Genomic DNA, 13,853 nt, shown 5'->3' with positions numbered 1-13,853 from the left:
CCGGTACCGGTCTGTGCGGCGGCGGGCAGGAGCCAATGCCGTGCCCAGTCGCGGACGCCCCGGCAACCCAAGCCGAGAGTCGCTGCCACGGGCTTCGCCGGGCCGCCCACCGTCCAAGCGCCGACTAGGCCGCTTCCACCGGGTCGGCCTCGAGGCGCTGGACCAAATCCTCGCGGTACAGCTCCGTCACCGAAGTCAGCAGGTCCGGGTGGCGCAGCAGCGGCGCGGCGCTCAGATCCTGTTCGCCGGGCGAGGTCAGACGACGGAAGTCGGCCGGCGTCCCGGCGGCGTGATCGGAGCCGGACAGTGCCGTCACAGCGAGTTCCGCGAGAGCGGGATCGGTCAGCAGACACGCGGCCCAACTGGCGACAACCTCGTCCACCCATGTCCGCCAGGCATGGTCGTCGATGTCGGGCTCGTCGGAGGTCATCAGCCAGTCCAACCGCCCCGAGCCGCCCGGTCCGACCAGCGAGACCAGCGCGGCGTCCACCGAGGTCGGGTAGCGCAGCCAGGCCGCGACTGTGGTGGCCTGCCGCGCCTGCGCCTCGGCGAGAGCCCGGCTGAAGGGTCCTCCATTTGCCGGGTAGGCGCGCAGCAGCCACTGAGCGGTCGCCGCTATGACGGAGGACAGATCGACTGACACGACGTACTAGCCCCTTCTGATGCCGCCCGGCTCGCAGGCCGTACAGGTCCGGACCAAGCTAACCCAGCATCCCTGGGGCGCAGAAGATGACATCTGTCACCATGCATCCGGACAGGAGCAAATCGTCGCTCAGCGTGGTGCCCCGGCGCGTCCGGCACACGCAACCCCGCGCGGTGCCTTGCTACCGCGGAGGGCACGCTGTGCGGTCGGACGGATGGTGCGCGCGCTCGGCACAGGATTGAGCCGTCGGGTGACCGTGGCCGACACCCCGTCGAAGACCACGCGGGCGGCTGCGATCGTATCTCGCGTCGGCCCGGCCGCCCGTCGGAGGGTGGTCTTTTTCCACTCAGCCATGTGCGGCATGGCGGCGGTGAACAGCACGGGGAGCCGCGTGACCGGTGGCCCGGTGACGGGCTTGCCGTGAACCGGTGTACAGAAGAAGCGCGGCCAGCAGCAATGGAGCAGTCAGCAGGATGAGACCGAACATTCGCGCCTTCCTTCCCAGTGGCGAATACCGGGTCGTCTCACCGCGCCAGGGCTCAGCAAACCATCGAACTCTTTGACGAGATGGCACCTGGTCATTCGCGAAGTGCCGTCTCGACGCCCAGCAGGCCGCCGACGATTCCGACCAGCATCGTGACGATGATGCCTCCCGGGTCCTTACCCGGCATCAGCGCTTTCGCCATCGCCCCCGCGAGAAGGCCGATGAGGATCCACGAGACAATGTCCATGGCGTCGCACCACTTCCTCAACCGCTGATGAACCTTGTCGTGCCCATGCGTCTTCCCGTCAGGCGTACGGCAAACGGTGCTTGTCTGTTTATGGTCCATGATCATGGGGGACCCGGGACGCATGACCCCAATGTCCTCAAGCATCGCGCCGGCGTTCCGCCGCGCCCTCTCGTCGGACGGGAAGCCGGACCGCGTCGCCGCCGTACTGGACCGGCTGGAAGGGTTTTCCGGGCTCGACCCCGTGATCGACAGGATCCGGCAGAAGGTGCGCGGACTGCCGCTCGGACCGGTCAGGGACGTTCTGCACGGCCGGTGGCTCGGCCATCCGGTGCATCCGGTCCTCGTGCAGGTGCCGATCGGCGCCTGGATGTCCACCGCGGTCCTGGATCTGATGCCGGGCGAGCGCCGGGCATCGCGCACCCTGGTCGCCGTCGGACTGGCCGCGGCCGCCCCCGCCGCGTGGGCGGGGTGGATCGACTGGGCCGAGCTGCACAAGCGCCAACAGCGGGTGGGGCTGGTCCACGCGACCACCAACGTCGTGGCCATCGTCCTCTACGCCGGTTCGCTCAGCGCGCGTCTGAAGTCGCGGGAGGCACTCGGCAGGACGCTGGGGTTCGCGGGCCTTGCGGCGGTCGGGATCAGTGGCACGCTGGGCGGCCACATGGCGTACCGGCAGGCCGCGGGAGCCAACCATGCCGAAGAGGTCCCGCACCTCGTCGCGCCCGGCTGGCACCCGCTGGGCGAGGTCGCCGACTTCCCCGTGGGCGAGCCGGTCCGGCGCGCCATCGACGATGTCGCGGTCCTCGTCGTCCGTGAGGTCGGCGGCACGGTCCACGCACTCGCCGATCACTGCAGCCACCTGGCGGGGCCGCTGTCGCAGGGCAAGGTCGCCGACGGCTGCGTGCAGTGCCCCTGGCACGGCAGCGTCTTCCGGCTCTCCGACGGCTGGAATGTGCGCGGGCCCGCCACCGCCCCGCAGCCTGCGTTCGACACCCGGATCGTGGACGGGCGGGTTGAGGCGCGCCTGCGGGAGAAGCCGCCCTCCTCCCACGTCGACGGACTGGTACAGGAACGGAGCGCCTAGGCGGCCGGGGCATTCGCCTCGCGGCGCTTCAGGAAGGAGATGAACACCGCCGCCACCGTCACCATGGTCACCGTGCCGCGGTCGAGGAGGCCGACACCGATGACCGCCGACTCGGGAACACCGTCGAGGAGCGCACCGAGCGCCAGAGCCAGTCCCGAGCCGCCCTGCTGAGCCTCCGACGGCCGGCTGTGCCGGTGCCCCGGGCGCTTGCGGCGCTGTGCGCCGCGGCGCGCTGCCCACACATGTCCTGACGCCGTCGCCGATGCCCGCGCGGGTGGTCCCAACATCGAGGTGTCCCGTTACGGTGGCTCGAGCCACTGTGCGAAGGACGCGGGGGATCATGGTACTTGAGAGGGGACCATGCGATGGGATCGGCAACCCGCACGACCCACCGGGCGACCGGGTCGGCGACGGCCCACGACGGGCGTCAATCGTCGGCGCCGACAGACGCCGTGCCAACAGATGCCGCGCCAACAGATGCCGCGCCCCCGGACGCCGTGACGGCGACCATGTACGAGTTCCATCTGCCGCAGGTCCCCAGCCGCCTCACCGCGCGCTACCACCCGCGGTCACCCGAACTGCAGGGACTCGGCGGCGCCTGGGCCCGAGCCCGTCTTCCCTTCTCCGATGCCGACGACGAGCACGACTTCCTCCAGTACGCCTGCCTCTTCCCGTGCCTGGTCTGGCCGAGGGCCACGTTCGACAGGATGCTCGACCTGTGCGACCTGTCCTCGGTCGTCTCCCGCATAGACGACACCCTGCCCAACCCCGGCGACGTGGGCCGCAGTGAGGCCCATGCCACCGCGTTCGCCCGCGAACTCGGCGCCGCGCTCAGCGGCCGGGAAGTTCCGCCCGGCCAGGAACCCGGGTACGCGTCCGCCCTGTCCGATGTATGGGGCCGTATCGCGGGCAAGGCGGCCCCCGGTGTGCGCGAACGGCTTTCGGTGTCCCTGCACAACCTGTTCCGCAGCTTCGTCGCGGAGGTGGCCTCCCGTCGCCGGGGCGGCTTCACCGACCTCGCCGACTACGTGGAACTGCGCGCCCACAGCGTGGGAGCGCAGCTGTGCAGCGCGATGGCCGAGTACGGAATCGGCGCCGACCTGCCCGACTCCCTCTTCACGGACCCCGAGTACACGCGGTTGCAGGCCGCGGTCGCGGAACACCTCACCTTCGTCAACGACTTGTTCACCTTCGCCTACGAACGGCACCGGGGCGAGGCCATGAACGCGGTCCTCATCCTCTGCGGCGACGGCAGGGCAGCCCTGCAGGAAGCCGTCGACACGGTGCTGGGCAGGATCGAGGCGGCAGAGCTCCGCTTCACGGCCCTGCGTGACCGCCTGCTCGCCCGCGCCACCGCGGCTTCCCAAGTGGAGCCGTACCTGACCGCGTTGGCCGACATGCTCGCCGGGAACTGGCACTGGTCACGCACCAGTCCCCGCTACCACGGCCCCGGATTCGTCTGGAACCCGCTGACCGCGGGAACGGTCACCCTGCGCCCCGGCGGAAGCACATCCTTCACCGCTGCCCGGCACCCCGCCTCCTAGCGCCCCGACTCCCCCAGAGCTGCGCGCAGACCCGGCCGGTCCGAGCCCACCTTCCTGAACACCGAGGACAGCAACCGGGCCACCTCCCGCTCCTCCAAACGCAGTTTCTCCGCGATCCGTTCATTGCCGTCGCCCCGCGCGGCCAGTTCAGCGGCTTCCCGCTCCCCCCGGGTCAGTGACTCCACCGTCGTCACGCTGCGCAGCCGGCGCGGTCGCAGCCCGACCCCGCCGAGCTCACCGCGTGCCCTGTCCACCAGCGCGTCGGCACCGCACTGCGCCGCCACGTCCATGCCCAGGTACAACTGCTCGGCGCCTTCCCTGATCCGCCCGGCCCGCCGCAGGGCGGAGCCGTGGTCCACCAGTGCCCGTGCGTGCTCGTACGCCGCCGGGGACTGCTCGAGGCTGCGGACGGCGCGTTCCAGCAGCCTCAGGCTTTCCACACCGCCGGCAAGGCTCGCCGCGACGCGCAGTGCCGAGCCGACATGCGAGGCCGTGCCCACCCGCTCGGCACGCTCCACCTGCCGCCGGGCCAGGGAGCGAGCGGTGTCCGGGGCCTCCTCGGCGCGGCACCGCGCCAGCAGACCGAGCCACGGGAAGAGGGCGGGATTGACCATGCCCCGCGATTCGAGCTTCCGCCCCACCGCCGCGATGTCCGCGGCCGCTTCCGTGATGCGGCCCTCGGCGAGGCGCAGCTCACCGCGCACCGCTTGCGGGGGCGGGACCATCATCGCCCGGGGGAAGGGTTCGGCGAAGGAGTAGCGGGCGGCCAGTTCCTGTGCCTTGGCGACCTCGCCCTTGGCCAGCAGCACCTCGATGAGGATGGCGACGGCGTTGTACTGGGCGGGCGCTCCCTCACCGACCCGGTCGGCGACCTGCAAACCCGCCCTGACGAGGTCCTCCGCCTCGGTGAGCCGGCCGCGACGGTAGCGGACGTAGCCGAGCAGGGCGTAGCCGAAGGCCAGGTGCGCGCCGCGCCATCCCGCGATCTCGAAGTCCCTGATCCCCTGGGCGAACAGCTCCTCCGCGCGGTGCGGCCGGTCGCACTGCGCATAGGTCAGCGCCACCAGGGCGGGAACCTCGAAACCCCACTCCGGGTCCGTCCAGCTCATCCCGTTCCGAAGGGCCCGCTCGGCGAAGTCCAGGACGACCGCTGACGGCTCTGCGCGGACCATGGCGTCCCAGGCACGCACGCCCAGGATGTAGCGCTCCGTCAGATCGCGTCCGGACAGGCGGTCCGCGATACGGGCCAGTCGGCGCGAGCGGGCGGCGGAGTCCGGCTCGTCGTCGCGGAAGGCGGACCAGATGAAGTGCCAGGTCCGAAGCCGCAGCCGCGCTCGCGGGTCGACCACCCGGCGCGCCTCCTCGGCGACCGTCTCGGCGGCCTCGGCGAGCTGGTCGGTGTGTGCCAGCACCTGGGCCAGGCGCAGGATGATGCCCTCGCGCATCGGCGGTGTCACATCCGGCTGTTCGAGCGCGGACCGCAGATGGTTGACGGTGACGGGAGGCGAGTGCAGGAGCGAGGAGCAGCCCAGTTCGTACAGCACCGCGGCGCGCACCTCCGGTGCGGGGGGCTCCAGGAGCGCCCGGTCCAGGCAGCGGCGGGCGGCATCCGGCGCACCGGCTCGCAGGCAGACCTGCGCCGCCTCACGCAACTGCTTCACCACGGCGGGATCGCCTTCCGGATGGGTCTCCAGCAGATGCCGTGCCGCCGCGTCGGCCCCGTGCCCGGCGTCGAGGAGCATCCGGGCGGCCCGGCCGTGCATGGCGACCCGCATCGCTGCGGGGATCGCCCGGTAGACCGCGGTGGCGATCAGGGGATGCGCGAACTCCAGGGTCTCGCTTCCGGTGAGGACGCGGGCGGCTCGCAGCCGGTCGGTGGCGTCGGCCGACTCCGCCGGGCCGAGACCGGCGATGGTGGCGGCGAGGTGCGGCGTGGCCTCGGCGCCCAGCAGCGCCACGGCCCAGGCGAGCCGAACGGACGCCGGACCCAGCTGCTGCAGACGGGCGACCAGGCCGCTGCCCCTGGTGGCCGCGGCGAGACGGTGCAGCAGGGGGCTGCTCGCCTCGGTCGGGAGGATCCCCCGGTCCAGCACATTGGCGGTCAGCTCCACGGTCTCGTACGGATTGCCGCCGGTGACCACCCAGCACTCCCGGCAGAATCCGGTCTCGGCGTCCTCACCCAGTTCCCCGCGCAGAAGCTCGGCCACCGCCTCGGGGGTGAGCGCGGACAGGCCCAGAGGCCGCACTCCGTTCCTGTCGGCCGTCCGGCGGAGCGCTTCGGATCCGGAGAGCTGGTCGGGCCGATAGGCCAGGATCATCAAAAGCGGCAGATCCTCGACCTTGGAGGCGAACGAGGCCAGCCAGGCCATCGACTCGGCGTCGGCCCAGTGGGCGTCGTCCACCATCAGGACGACCGGGGCGTTCCCCAGGGCCAGACGGGTCACCACCCAGTCGAGGCCGTCGCGCACGGCCTGCGGATCGGGCAGCGCGGCGCCCTGGCCCGCTCCACCGGTCCCCGGACCACCGGTCGTGGGCATTGCCGGACCAGCGGTCGTGGGCATCCCCAGTGCCGGGCCGACGATGTCGAACCAGGTGCCGAACAGTTCACGGCGCTCCGCCTCGGACAGCGCGGCGAGGGCGGGCTGGAGCAGACGGCGGACCACATGGAAGGCGACGCCCCGCTCCTGCTCGCCGCCACGAGCGGACAGCACACCGCAGTCGCGGCTCATGGCCATCGACCGCACGGCCGCGAGCAGGCTGGTCTTGCCGAGACCGGCGGCGCCGGTCAACAGCAGCAGTCCACCGCCGTTGCCCTGCGTCGCAGCCTGTCGGCGGAGCCGGTCCAGGGCGCCCTCCGCGGCGCGCAACTCCGTCTCGCGTTCCAGCAGCCGTCCGCGGTCGTGCACCCGACCGCCGCGCCGTCCGGTCGCGACGGCTCTGAGCTGCCTGTCTCGATCGCTCACGCCTCCCCCTCCCGGGCGCCCCACCGCTGGGCATCCACGTCGGCTCACCATCAGCGGGGCGCCACCCGTCGGAAGCCTCCGTGCCAACGAGGGGCGGACCGATACTGAGACGCGGCCGTGCTCGGCAGCGTAGCCGGGGGACAATCACAAAGGGCGCCGACAGGACAAATCCCTCGACCCATATCGGTCGATGCGACTGTGCACGGACCACTCCTCGGCGGACTCGTCCAACGCGTGTGCCGACGAGCCGCCCGCACACCGGAGGCTCGCCACGAACCCGGCAGTCGCCTGCGTGAATCCGATGGCAGCCTGCCCAGCGGGCCGGTTCGCGCTCCCTGACTATCAGCAGTCGGCAGACTCCAGCCGGAAAGGCCGGTACGTTTCGCCCGTTCGGATGACCTGACGTAGTATTGGGCGTTTGACCCTCCCTACGCCGGAGGCGACGTGGTAGGGGACGACAACCAGTCGCGCTCCGGCCCCGCGCGGCTCGGCAGCACTTCGTCCCGCCGGAGAGGCCCGGCGGGATGAGGCGATGAAGGCCACCGGCAAGGCTCAGCAGCCGGCGACGCTGCCCGTCGGAGCGCAGTTGTTGGGCGTGTTGAGGATGACCGGAGTCAGCGCCAGGGTCACCGCGCCGAGCCCTGCCGAGTTGAAGATTCCGCCGCCGTCATTGGCGTGGTTGCTCCTGACCAGGCTGGTTTGGAAGGTGGCGGTCCCGGAGTTGAACAGGCCGCCGCCCCGGCTGCTCGCTCCACCGGCGGTGTTGTCGACCAACTGGCTGGTGGTGACGTTCAGCGTGGACGCGTTGAGGATGCCGCCACCCACGCCGGACGCTGCGGTCGCCGTGTTGTTGCCGATGTCGCCACCGCCGGAGTCCGAGCCCACGTTGTTGGTGATGGTGCTGTTGACCACGTGCAGGGTGCCTCCGTCGTGGAGCCAGATGCCGCCTCCGATCTGTCCCGGCTCCGCGCGGCCGTTGCGGACGGTCACTCCGGTGAGGGTGAGGTTGCCGTCGGGCGGGTCGATCTGGAAGATCCGGAAGTCGGGCGTGCCGGGCGCACTGGAGCGCTCGATGGTGCTCAGCGCCCCCGTGATGGAGATGTTGGTCGTGATGACCGGCAGGCCGTTGGCGCCGTCCACGCTGTCATTGTCGACGGTGCTGAGTGTGTAGGTGCACAGCGGAGCCAGCGCCAGGGAACCGCCGCCGGCGGTGTTCGCCGCGTCGATGGCGTTGACGAGCGCGGTGAGGTCACAGGGCACGACGGCCCGGGCCTCGGCGGTGCCCGGGACGGCAGCCAGTCCGGCGGCCAGGAGGACGGAGCCGGTGAGTGCCCCAAGTACGCGGGTGAGTCGCATGACACTCCTCGAGGGGGTGGCGTGGGCCACCGCTCATCAGCGAGTGCTGCGGGACGCAGCGGCTGACGGTTCCATCTCCACGAGGGGCGCCTCGTCCAGGACGGCTGGACCTTCGGGGCCGACCGGGTATCGCTCAAACCCGCGACGGGCCGGTGGCTCCGCTCCCCCGGGGAGGGATGGGCGGCCCACCGGTTCGATATGCCTAGTAGCACAGCGTGAGGAGATCCTTTCAATGGTTCAGCCACAGAAGCATCCATACGGGCGCACACCCGAACAACTCAGCTACCACTGACGCCTGTTCGGCGGCATGCCGCGGCACCCGCCGAGGACGACCTCGAACGGGTGCCGAAAGGAGCGTCTTGGCTCGGCCTGCACTCCAGAAGGCGCGGCGCGGGCGCGGACGTGCCGGTCAGCCGTGCCGGCCGCGGCCGGTGATCATGTCGCGGGCGCGGTCGACCAGGCCCACGCCGGGCCCGAGGAGTCTGTTGGCCGGCGGGGTGTCGGGGGCCGCGGGGTGCGGACGCGTGGGGGCCGTCCTCTTCGCCTTTCGGACCTTGTCACCGAGCTCGTCGAGCACCTGCGGACCGCATGCCGATGCCAGCATCGGGAAGAGTCGGCCCTCCTCGTCCCGCACATGATCGGTCACTTCGAATTTCAGCAGGGCCACCAGGGAGTCGAACCGCTCGTCGTCCGCTTCACGCCCTTCGAGATCCTTGAGCATCCTTTCGGCCTTGGCGTGGTCCTCGATCTCCTTGTCCGCCAACGCGTCTCCTCCCTCCAGATGCTCACGCACCGCCGGATAGAGGTATTGCTCCTCGGCCACCGAGTGCCGTACCAGTTCGATGGTGAGTTCATCCACCAGTTCCCGCCGCCGCTTGTCACCGACCGGCTGGATCTCGATCCGCGCGAACAGCTCCTCCACCTCCCGGTGATCAGCGGTGAGCTCCTCTATGACGTTCCCGCCGTGCCCCATGGCGCACAGCCCCTTTCCCTTTCCGTTCGTCTCGGCGACCGGAGCGCCGATCGCCGTCGCGAACGAGTACCCACCCGACGGCAACGAAACACGAGGGGCCACTGCCCGCCGGTCACCCGGCACCGATACGGTGGGCCGCCGTGTACCGGCGAGCGGAGGCAGTGGAGGCCGTCCCCATGGACTATTGCGATGGATGCCGGCGAAATCTCAATGGAGCCCTTGCCTGCCCGGGCTGCGGTACACCCGTGTCGGACATGGGTGCGGGAATCGCCTCCCATGCCCATGGAAACCAATTCCCCTCCTGTTCCGGGACACAGCCGCCGGCATTCCAGCCTCCGCTGGATTACCAGTACGAACCGGGCGCGACATACAGCTACGAACCGGCTCCGGAACCCTTCCCGGCCGACGAGTCCTTCCCGGACCGGCCGCAGGGCGGGCGGGAGGATGACCCGGACCCGCCCGCGGACGAGCCGCAGACCCCCGCTCCCGCGGCGTCGCGCCGGGCCTCGCACGGCGGGCGCAGGAGGGCGGGAGGCCGCCGCGGCGGGCCGAACAGGCGCACGCGCAAGGTCGTCGCGGGTCTCGCCGGGGGCTTCGTGCTCGCGGGTGTCACCGTGGCGCTGCTCCACGACGGCTCGGCCGGGGACAACGCGGCAAAGGCGACCGCGACGGTGCCGGTGGACGACGGGTCGACCGAGCCGGCGGCGTCCTCACCCGCAAGGGCCGACCACGCCTCGTCCGCCGACCCGACGTCGTCGGTCGGCGCGAGTTCCTCCAAGGACGCCGAGGCGTCCCACTCCCCCGCGCCGACACACACGAGGACGTCCGGGAACCCCACTCCCGCGGGGGCGTCCACCGCCCCCGCGCCACCCGCGCAGGGCAGCACCCCCCGGCCCGCGCCCACCCGGACGCAGAAGCCGCCACCCCCCAAGCCCAGCCCCACCCACTCCCACAACCAGACGTGCCTGCTGCTGTGGTGCACGGGTTAGTGCCGAATGTGCGTCACTTCGGGCCCCGGGCCGCCGATCCCGGGTCACCCCGCGATCGGGGCGCCGATCCGGGTCACCCGGCACTGTAAGGAAACCTTACGGACAACATTGACGGGGCAGCATCGAGACTGCTCCAATGCCGGTCATGATTCCAAGCCGGATACGACTGACCCTCGCCACCAGCTTGGCCCTGGGCCTCCTGGGCACCGGCGCCGCCGCGTTGGCGACGCAACCCGCCAAGTCCGAACCCGAGCGGACTCAGGCCGCGCCGTCCGCCGCGTTCAAGCACCCGGGAGTGCTCGTCGGCAAGGGGCAGCTGGACTTCGTCCGGACGAAGGTCCAGGCGGGATCGCAGCCGTGGAAGTCGGCGTACGACGCCATGCGCACCAGCCGGTACGCGTCCTTGTCGTGGAAGCCGAGGCCTCGGGCGGACGTCGAGTGCGGTTCCGGATCCAATCCGAACCACGGCTGCTCGGACGAGCGCGACGACGCGCTGGCGGCCTACACCGACGCCCTGATGTGGACGGTCACCGGTGACAAGCGCTACGCGAAGAAGTCGATCGAGATCATGGACGCCTGGTCCGCGACGATCAAGCGGCACAGCAACAGCAATGCCCCGCTGCAGACCGGCTGGGCCGGTGCCTCCTTCTCCCGTGCCGCCGAGATCGTCCGGCACACCAACGGCGGCTGGCCGGCCTCCCGGGTGGACCGCTTCAAGAAGGTGCTGCGCGAGGTCTACCTGCCGATCCTCGTCGCGGGGCAGCCGAACAAGAACGGCAACTGGGAACTGATCATGACGGACGCGGCGATGGGCATCGCCGTGTTCCTCGACGACAGGACCTCGTTCGACAAGGCCGTGAAGCTGTGGCGGGGACGGCTTCCCGCCTATGTCTACCTCAAGTCCGACGGTGACCTGCCCAAGCCCCCGCCCGGCGGCAACAAGAACACCAAGGACAAGCTCATCGCCTACTGGCAGGGCCAGAAGGTCTTTGCCGACGGTCTCGCTCAGGAGACCTGCCGCGACTTCGGCCACACCGGCTGGGGCCTCGACGCCGCCGTGCACGCCGCCGAGACCGCCCGTCTCCAGGGAGTCGACCTGTACAAGGAGGGCAGGGCCAGGCTGACCAAGGCCCTGGAGTTCCACGCGGCCTACGAACTCGGCGCCACTGCCCCGTCGTGGCTGTGCGGTGGCACCCTGCACAAGGGCCTCGGCCCGACGCAGGAGATCGTGTTCAACCACTACCACGGCCGTCTGGGCGTCGCGATGCCCAAGACCCAGAAACTGGTCGAGGCCAGGCGGCCGGCCGGGGCGAACTACTTCCTCGCCTGGGAGACCCTCACCCACGCCGGAACGCCGTAGGCACATCCGCGCACTCCGTGCCCGGCAGCGCCTCCGGGTCCGGTCGGCGGCAGTGCCCTGCGCCGACCGGACCCGCCCTGCGCCGCCCGGACCCGGAGGATCGGACAACCCTCGTCAGCCCGTGAACCGGGTGATCCTCGGCACCAGGTCGCCCTTCTTGGCGATGCCGACCGTCCAGAGGGCGGAGGTGTCCGGCACCACGGCGGACGCCCTGACGACGACATCCGGTGCGGGCGCCTTGGTCCACTTCCGGGCGGCCCGGTCCCAGCGCAGAGCGGTGGAGACATTCCCCTTGCCGCCGATCGCCCAGAGGCCGCCGTCCTTGGTCCGGCCGACCGAGCGCAGCCGGCCGTCCGCGACGTCCGGTGTCGGGGTCACCTGCCAGCGTTTGCCGTCCCAGTGAGCGGCGAACGGGCGATCGGAGCCCTCCGAGGTGGCGCCGCCGACAGCCCAGACGTCATCGGGCCCGAGCGCGGTCATCGCACCGAACCAGGTCCCCGCCCTGCCCGTGGACGGCGGGGCAGCGACCTTCTTCCAACTGGTTCCGTCCCAGTGGAGCAGGAGCGCGGTCTGGGCCTCGTCATCGGTCGCGTAGGTCGCACCCGCGGCCCAGACGTCGTCCGACGACACCACGACGACACTGCTGAGCTCGCCCTTGCCGACGTCGGGAAGGGTCTGCTTCTGCCAGCGGGTCCCGTCCCAGGACTGGATCGCGGGCACACCGTTCTTCACCGAGCCCGGCACCGCCCGGCCCGCCAGCCACACCTTGCCGTCGGCCCCGGTGGCCATGGCATCGGGGTACAGCCGGCCGGCCGTGTCCTGCTGGAGGGTGCGGGTGGTCCATTTCCTGCCGTCCCAGTGCGCGGTGTCCATTCCGGCGGCCCAGATGTCGTCGGCCGACCGTACGGCGAGTACCTGCGGGAAGCTGCCCGCGGGCAGGGTGGACTCCTGGGTCCAGGAGGCGCCGTCCCAGCGCAGGGCCAGGGGTTCGAGTTCCGAGATGCCCTTGAGGCGGTAGCCGATCGCCCAGGCCCGGTCCTCTCCCAGCGCGGCCACCGCGGTGATGTCGCCCTTCTCCACGGGAACGGGCGTCTGCTGCCAGGTCCCCGCCCGCGCCACCGTGGAAGCCTTGGGCGGCGCCGGGCCGGCGCCCGAGTCCGGCACCACCCCCACCAGCCCGGCGAGCGCCAGGGCCAAAGCGGCGAGGGCGGTCGGCAGCGCCGCCCGTACGAAGCGACGCCGGGGCTTGTCGACCTCGCGTGCTGTTCTCACTGACATAGGGGATTCCTCAGGTCGTCGATGAGCGGTCGTCGATGAGCGTGCTGCGATGAGCGGCCGCGGATGAGCTGCCGTCAGGCGGTGGTCTTGACGACGAAGTCGAACGTCCCGCTGTACGCGCCGCCGCCGGAGCTGTTGAGCGTGATGGTGCAGGCGCGGTTGAGAAGTCCGTCCCTGGCGTTGAGGGCGGCGAAGTCCCGGCCGTAGGCCTCGGTGTCGTCGGGGAAGTACAGCTGCGTGACGAGGACCGGTCCGCCGGGGGCCTGGACCTGGGTGTGGATGTGCGGTGCCCGCTGACCCCAACGGCCCCAGTAGTCACGGGGGATGATGGTCTCCAGCTCGTAGGCGCCCCTCGAGGTGGTGTGCTGGTGCCCGCGCAGCGAGAAGCCCGTCGTGTCGTAGTCCCCGTTCTGGTCGCACTGCCAGAACTCGATCAGGCAGCCCGCCAGCGGCTTGCAGTCCGGGTCGTGGACGGTGCCGCGCAGGTGAAGGCGGACACCCCGGATGGCGGGGGTGACGAGATTGGTCCGCTCCGGGGACCGGGGCTTGAACAGCGGCCCCTCGGTGGCCGCCGGCGTCTCATGGCCGGAGCAGGCGGGAGTGACGGCCAGTGGCGCGCGGGCCGAGGCCGGTGACCGGTCGGCCGCGGCCGAGGGGGTCACCGCGGTCATGCCGGCGGCCGTCAGCGCGACGGAGGTCACTCCGAGGGATCCGGCCCGGATGAAGGAGCGGCGGGAGTTCGCCTCCGGGGGTGGGGGGGTCCTGTCGTGCGGATCGTCGTACTCGTGCGGCATGGCAGCTCCTCGCGGACGGTGCCGGCTCACCTGCCGGCCCCCGCGGTCGAGGGCTCGAGCCGGTGCGGTCAGCGTGCTTCAGCCCTCCGCGACGGCACATCGACCGGACGACCGACGATCCGAAGGCGTTACGAAACC

Annotated in this window: 10 protein-coding genes and 2 pseudogenes; 4 read left to right on the top strand and 8 right to left on the bottom strand. The window is 71.2% G+C overall.

Annotated elements, in window-relative coordinates:
- Positions 1-124: 124 nt before the first annotated feature.
- Together IEY86_RS17730 and IEY86_RS17725 are read right to left on the bottom strand one after the other, a co-directional pair.
- Complete coding sequence (locus IEY86_RS17730) at positions 125-643, bottom strand: hypothetical protein (protein WP_189132683.1); 519 nt, start codon at positions 641-643, stop codon at positions 125-127.
- Between the two features lie 602 nt (positions 644-1,245).
- Positions 1,246-1,374 (bottom strand): annotated as a pseudogene (locus tag IEY86_RS17725) (GlsB/YeaQ/YmgE family stress response membrane protein); the annotation flags it as partial.
- Between the two features lie 130 nt (positions 1,375-1,504).
- Here IEY86_RS17725 and IEY86_RS17720 point away from each other — a divergent pair.
- On the top strand, positions 1,505-2,458 hold the full coding sequence (locus IEY86_RS17720; RefSeq protein ID WP_189132682.1) for a Rieske (2Fe-2S) protein: 954 nt from the start codon (positions 1,505-1,507) through the stop codon (positions 2,456-2,458).
- Positions 2,459-2,493: 35 nt separating this feature from the next.
- Here IEY86_RS17720 and IEY86_RS17715 read toward each other — a convergent pair.
- Positions 2,494-2,700 (bottom strand): annotated as a pseudogene (locus IEY86_RS17715) (ZIP family zinc transporter); the annotation flags it as partial.
- A gap of 255 nt (positions 2,701-2,955) precedes the next feature.
- On the opposite strand from IEY86_RS17715, the gene IEY86_RS17710 reads away from it, so the two are divergent.
- Complete coding sequence (locus tag IEY86_RS17710) at positions 2,956-4,002, top strand: terpene synthase family protein (protein WP_189132681.1); 1,047 nt, start codon at positions 2,956-2,958, stop codon at positions 4,000-4,002.
- Here the strand turns inward: IEY86_RS17710 and IEY86_RS17705 are convergent.
- The 3 genes from IEY86_RS17705 to IEY86_RS17695 all read right to left on the bottom strand — a co-directional run bounded on the left by IEY86_RS17705 (position 3,999) and on the right by IEY86_RS17695 (position 9,294).
- Positions 3,999-6,965, bottom strand: coding sequence for an ATP-binding protein (locus tag IEY86_RS17705; RefSeq protein WP_229698522.1), 2,967 nt, complete (start codon positions 6,963-6,965; stop codon positions 3,999-4,001). The genes IEY86_RS17710 and IEY86_RS17705 overlap by 4 nt on opposite strands.
- Before the next feature lie 552 nt (positions 6,966-7,517).
- On the bottom strand, positions 7,518-8,321 hold the full coding sequence (locus IEY86_RS17700) for a hypothetical protein (protein ID WP_189132679.1): 804 nt from the start codon (positions 8,319-8,321) through the stop codon (positions 7,518-7,520).
- A gap of 409 nt (positions 8,322-8,730) precedes the next feature.
- Positions 8,731-9,294 (bottom strand): hemerythrin domain-containing protein, encoded by a 564-nt coding sequence (locus tag IEY86_RS17695; protein ID WP_189132678.1) that lies wholly within the window; start codon positions 9,292-9,294, stop codon positions 8,731-8,733.
- A 176-nt stretch (positions 9,295-9,470) separates the two neighbouring features.
- Between IEY86_RS17695 and IEY86_RS17690 the strand changes: the two genes are divergently transcribed.
- Together IEY86_RS17690 and IEY86_RS17685 are read left to right on the top strand one after the other, a co-directional pair.
- Complete coding sequence (locus IEY86_RS17690; protein ID WP_373287044.1) at positions 9,471-10,283, top strand: SCO2400 family protein; 813 nt, start codon at positions 9,471-9,473, stop codon at positions 10,281-10,283.
- Positions 10,284-10,428: 145 nt separating this feature from the next.
- The gene (locus IEY86_RS17685; protein WP_189132676.1) at positions 10,429-11,643 is read left to right on the top strand and encodes an alginate lyase family protein; all 1,215 of its coding nucleotides are present in this window, start codon (positions 10,429-10,431) and stop codon (positions 11,641-11,643) included.
- Between the two features lie 114 nt (positions 11,644-11,757).
- Here the strand turns inward: IEY86_RS17685 and IEY86_RS17680 are convergent, their stop codons facing one another.
- Complete coding sequence (locus tag IEY86_RS17680) at positions 11,758-12,921, bottom strand: hypothetical protein (protein WP_189132675.1); 1,164 nt, start codon at positions 12,919-12,921, stop codon at positions 11,758-11,760.
- 74 nt (positions 12,922-12,995) lie between these two features.
- Complete coding sequence (locus IEY86_RS17675) at positions 12,996-13,715, bottom strand: dioxygenase family protein (protein WP_189132674.1); 720 nt, start codon at positions 13,713-13,715, stop codon at positions 12,996-12,998.
- Positions 13,716-13,853 lie beyond the last annotated feature (138 nt).

The sequence above is a fragment of the Wenjunlia tyrosinilytica genome, from assembly GCF_014646055.1.
GTDB lineage: Bacteria > Actinomycetota > Actinomycetes > Streptomycetales > Streptomycetaceae > Wenjunlia > Wenjunlia tyrosinilytica.
The sequence above is the reverse complement of the archived record's forward strand: the minus strand, read 5'-3'. Positions and strand labels throughout refer to the sequence as shown.

Coding starts and splice junctions, on each gene's coding strand:
- IEY86_RS17700 (WP_189132679.1), bottom strand. CDS start 8,321: ATGCGACTCACCCGCGTACTTGGGGCACTCACCGGCTCCGTCCTCCTG.
- IEY86_RS17690 (WP_373287044.1), top strand. CDS start 9,471: ATGGACTATTGCGATGGATGCCGGCGAAATCTCAATGGAGCCCTTGCC.
- IEY86_RS17680 (WP_189132675.1), bottom strand. CDS start 12,921: ATGTCAGTGAGAACAGCACGCGAGGTCGACAAGCCCCGGCGTCGCTTC.
- IEY86_RS17695 (WP_189132678.1), bottom strand. CDS start 9,294: ATGGGGCACGGCGGGAACGTCATAGAGGAGCTCACCGCTGATCACCGG.
- IEY86_RS17685 (WP_189132676.1), top strand. CDS start 10,429: ATGATTCCAAGCCGGATACGACTGACCCTCGCCACCAGCTTGGCCCTG.
- IEY86_RS17720 (WP_189132682.1), top strand. CDS start 1,505: ATGTCCTCAAGCATCGCGCCGGCGTTCCGCCGCGCCCTCTCGTCGGAC.
- IEY86_RS17675 (WP_189132674.1), bottom strand. CDS start 13,715: ATGCCGCACGAGTACGACGATCCGCACGACAGGACCCCCCCACCCCCG.